The sequence below is a fragment of the Pseudomonas sp. HMSC065H01 genome (genome assembly GCF_001815235.1).
Lineage (GTDB): Bacteria > Pseudomonadota > Gammaproteobacteria > Pseudomonadales > Pseudomonadaceae > Pseudomonas > Pseudomonas aeruginosa.
This window is the reverse complement of sequence record NZ_KV819905.1, coordinates 1-202: the sequence shown is the minus strand read 5'-3', so window position 1 is coordinate 202 and position 202 is coordinate 1. Positions and strand designations below refer to the sequence as shown.

The window sequence follows — 202 nt, the reverse complement described above, 5'->3', positions numbered from 1 at the left end:
AAAAGTTTCAAATAAGTGTTGACGCCAGTTTCTATCTCCCTATAATGCGCACCACTCCCGGCGACGACGAAGAGTAAATGCTTGAAAATCAAGGATTTACGGATTCTCTCCCAGGGGTGGTGAAGCGCTTCGGCAGGTTGCTCGCCGCAGCGGTTCGGTCCCGAAAGGGGTTCGAAACGAAGCTTCATCGAGGTGCTTGACA

Annotated in this window: 1 protein-coding gene; it reads right to left on the bottom strand. The window is 51.5% G+C overall.

Annotated features, from left to right (window positions below; translation table 11 throughout):
• Window positions 1–188 (bottom strand): hypothetical protein (locus HMPREF3014_RS34930; RefSeq protein WP_218189582.1); only part of this gene is annotated, 188 nt, incomplete at its 3' end.
• Between the last annotated feature and the right edge of the window lie 14 nt (window positions 189–202).